This is a genomic window from Carboxylicivirga sediminis (assembly GCF_018156225.1).
GTDB classification, from domain to species: Bacteria; Bacteroidota; Bacteroidia; order Bacteroidales; family Marinilabiliaceae; genus Carboxylicivirga; species Carboxylicivirga sediminis.
The window spans coordinates 1-3,622 of the sequence record NZ_JAGTAR010000070.1; the positions used below are offsets into that span (position 1 = coordinate 1).

3 protein-coding genes are annotated in these 3,622 nt (G+C 43.4%); all 3 read right to left on the minus strand.

The genetic code is table 11. The annotated features are described in order from the left end of the window. Positions 1–111 precede the first annotated feature (111 nt). Positions 112–1,419, minus strand: a complete 1,308-nt coding sequence (locus KDU71_RS22490; RefSeq protein WP_212193381.1) for a glycosyltransferase family 4 protein — start codon at positions 1,417–1,419, stop codon at positions 112–114. Between the two features lie 53 nt (positions 1,420–1,472). Further along, positions 1,473–1,832: a four helix bundle protein gene (locus KDU71_RS22495; protein WP_212193382.1), complete on the minus strand. Its 360-nt coding sequence runs from the start codon at positions 1,830–1,832 to the stop codon at positions 1,473–1,475. 76 nt (positions 1,833–1,908) lie between these two features. Continuing rightward, positions 1,909–3,204: a glycosyltransferase gene (locus KDU71_RS22500; protein ID WP_212193383.1), complete on the minus strand. Its 1,296-nt coding sequence runs from the start codon at positions 3,202–3,204 to the stop codon at positions 1,909–1,911. Positions 3,205–3,622: the final 418 nt, after the last annotated feature.

Consider the following 3,622-nt stretch of genomic DNA (forward strand, 5'->3'; position numbering starts at 1 on the left):
TGCCACCTGTCTTCGGTCTTAAACCTTACACCCTTAACCCTATACCATCCACCATTTCTTCTGCCTCATCAGTCTTCAACCCTCAACCCCTCAACTTTAAACCCTTCAACCTTAAACCTTTCTCACCAACGCCCTGTACACCTTACTATAGCCGTTCGCAATTGTTTGTCCTTTAAAGCGTTCCACATTTTTCAGGCCTTTCTCCACCAATATGGTTCTTAAAGCCTCGTCATCAGTCAATTGCTGGATAGCCCTGGCAATATCTTCTCTTTTTTGAGGGTTCACTTTTAGCGCCGCTTGTCCGGCTACCTCTTTCATCGCTCCAAAATTAGAAGTAATAACGGGTCGCCCAATGGCCTGTGCTTCAATTATTGGCAAACCAAATCCTTCGTAGAAGCTCGGGAAACAAAGCATGTCGCAGCGCTGGTAGGCCGCCTGTATTTGCTCATAGGGCACCTGCACCAGGTTGTCGATATCCAATTGATACTGGTCAGCTAATGCCTCCTGTTGTGGTGTCATCTCACCCACAATAATCAGCTGATAGTGCCCAATGAATGGAACACGGTGCACCTCCCCGGATTTCGCATTCCGGTCCTCAAACGTTTCACCCTTAACCTTTAACCCTGTACCTTTCACCATCTTTTCAGCCTTCAACCCTACACCTTTAATCTCTTCTCCGGTATTCGGACTTCTGTCTTCAGACTTCGGGCTCCTCGCTCTCCCCTCACTGCTCTTCTCTGCCATGTTTTCGGACTTTTCACTCTCCTCTATTAATTCATCGGTCTTCTCATTTACCCTTAACCCTTTACCTTTAACCTCTAACTTTACACCTTGTACCTCCGCTTCCAATAAGCGGACTGCCTCAAATATCCCCTCCACATTTTTATTGTCCTTAGTGCCCATCACCAGGATGGACGGATGCTCCTTTTCACACGCTTTAGGGTGATAGCTTAATTCTTCAGGTAGCGGGTTGGGTATCACCATTATTTTATAGGGGCTGCAATTGGTCCACTTAATCAGTTGTTCCTTAGTATGCTGGGAGATGGCCGTTACCACCTGTGCCCGTCTGACAGGCATGGTCACCCATAGAAACTTAAGTAGTTGAAAGCGCCACCCACTGTATTGCGTCAGTGATTCCAAATCGTGGTAAGTCACCACAAGTCCTTTGCGCGGCAATGCCATGGCAATAAACGTAATATCACCGGTAATATGATTGATGGCGCCCTTGTTCTGGCGGGCTTCGATAAGGGCTTTGATACGTCCCCACCAGCCATTGGTTCCCGTTTTAAGCTTATACACCCGCGGAATGATACTTGGGGGCAAATGCTTCAACACCTGCTCAAACACCTTCTCAATGGAGAAGTACTGAGGCTGTGGCTTACGAAAGAAGTAAGTTATATGAAATTTATTTTGGGACATATATTTAGTTGAATGGTTGATTAGTTTAAAGTTGATAGTTAAATATTGATAGTTTAGGGGTTATATGGTTTAAACATACCATTAATCATACGACTTATCTCTTCACAATCCGTTCTTAACTCTTCTAATTGTTGGCTGGTTATATAATTCAGATCGGAAGAAATTATCAACTGATTAAGGACTTCCATTAAACTTGAAAAGGAATATTGATAAAACTTTTGTTGATCTTTACCGGATAATCGAGCACTTCCTTCTGCCAGGTTAGAAGAAATAGATACAGCTGCCCTTCTCAATTGTTTTATAAGTCCAAATTTTTCTTCGTCAGGGAAGTTGGCAGTTATCTTATATATTTTAACAACAAACTGCCGGCTTAATTGCCAAACTTTTAACTTTTCAAATGAAAACTGATACATCTTTATCTGATTTATTATTCCGCTAAGTCAAAACTCTTAAACTCCTCAACTTTTCAACTCCTCAACTTTTCAACTCTTAAAATAACTCTAAATACTGCTCCTTCAACGCCGGATTATTCACAAAGCCCTCTGCCCTTCTTCTGGCTCCCTCACACCAGGCATCAAACTTTTCCTGCTCCATCTCCAGTAGCGTTCTAAGTACCTGGCACCATTCACCACTCCCGGTCTTCGGACTTCGGGCTTCGAACGTTTCACCCTTAACCTTTAACCCTGTACCTTTCTCCACCTTTTCAGTCTTCAACCCTACACCTTTAACCTCTTCTCTGGTCTTCGTACTCAACTCAACTTTTCTACTTTTCAACTCAAGAGAAACATCCCAGCCTGCTTTAACTTCCTGCAATTCTCTCCACGGCGTCTGGTCACTAATCAAAACCGGGCGGCCAGCACTTAAACTCTCCAATATCACATGGCCAAAATTTTCGCCGCGTGTGGGCATAAACAGACTATGGTATTTTTGGATGGTGGCCCCAACCAATTCGGCATCCACTGTTCCCTTGTGCTCTACCCTTATGTTCTCAGGTAGCCGACAGATGATATCCTCACATTGATGCCAGTAATCCTCATTATAAATCTGACCGTATAGATCGAAAGAAATATGTCCTTGAAACGACCCCAATTCTGATAATTTCTTCAAGGCGAATAAGGTGTTCTTCTCCGGAGCGATACGTGCCAAGCTCACCAGCTTTAATTCTCCTTGATGCTTTTCAATAGAATTAAATTCGGGTAAAACCTTTTTAGGCAGGTTATCCGCCACCTGCACCTGTAACCTTTGACCTAATACCCTATTTATATCCTGTTTTTCCTTTTCATTGGTAGCATGAAAAATGGTACGTTTATACAGGCCAGCCATCCTCGCCAGCTTGAGAAACAGCTTCTTCTTCCCGCCTTTCACATCAATAGCACTGGCAGCCAACATGCCTCTGGTGGCTACAATCACCTTTGCAGATGACGCCTTTTTAGCAACGAGCAGTGGAAGAATAGAAAATTTCCAGGAATAAACACCATTGATATACACTATATCAGGAACTACTTCATTCAAAATACCTTTGTAGGTCAGTTTATTCTGATGAGCCTCATCCGCATAGTAAACGTTCACGTTTTCTGAAAAACTCTCCCAGCAATTACTATTGACAGTTTTGTAAGGTATTGTCTCAGTATAATCGGTGTTTCGCGTCACAATATAAAATAGATAATCCTCCTTTAAATACGCCACCATATTTGCCATGGAGCGCACAGGTCCGCCGGCCTTATAGCCGGGTAAAAACCAATCAATAAAAATGAGGATTTTTTTTCGATGTGTTTGTTGACTCATATTGCGAAGATAATAATTAGTGAGTAGTCAGTGGTCAGTAGTGAATAGAAAAAGTGGTGAATTAGCAGGTTAGAACGGCCTTGGCAGCCATCCAGAGCGGTCTTGAAACAGGCGATTATAATAAAACCAATGCAGCTAAACATCTTCCCCTTGGGGAAGTGGCTGTAAGCCGATGGGGGGATATAAGCATATATATCAAGTACACTGAGCACTAATGTCGGACTGAGGAGGAATTAAATACAACTGGCTATTCCGGTGCTAATTACATCCTTCATTTATTAATGCCCGGTTGCACCGGTTTTTGATTGGGTTGACGTGTTCCAGGGTGTCGCTGCGCTTACCCCGGGTTATTATTGTGGCAGGCCTACAGCCTGCAAGTTGCAGTTTTCTGAACCTACTGAAGACATCACTCCACCGC

What these genes read in the sequence shown, in the direction of transcription:
- KDU71_RS22495 (WP_212193382.1), bottom strand. Translation starts at nt 1,832, where the DNA reads ATGTATCAGTTTTCATTTGAAAAGTTAAAAGTTTGGCAATTAAGCCGG.
- KDU71_RS22500 (WP_212193383.1), bottom strand. Translation starts at nt 3,204, where the DNA reads ATGAGTCAACAAACACATCGAAAAAAAATCCTCATTTTTATTGATTGG.
- KDU71_RS22490 (WP_212193381.1), bottom strand. Translation starts at nt 1,419, where the DNA reads ATGTCCCAAAATAAATTTCATATAACTTACTTCTTTCGTAAGCCACAG.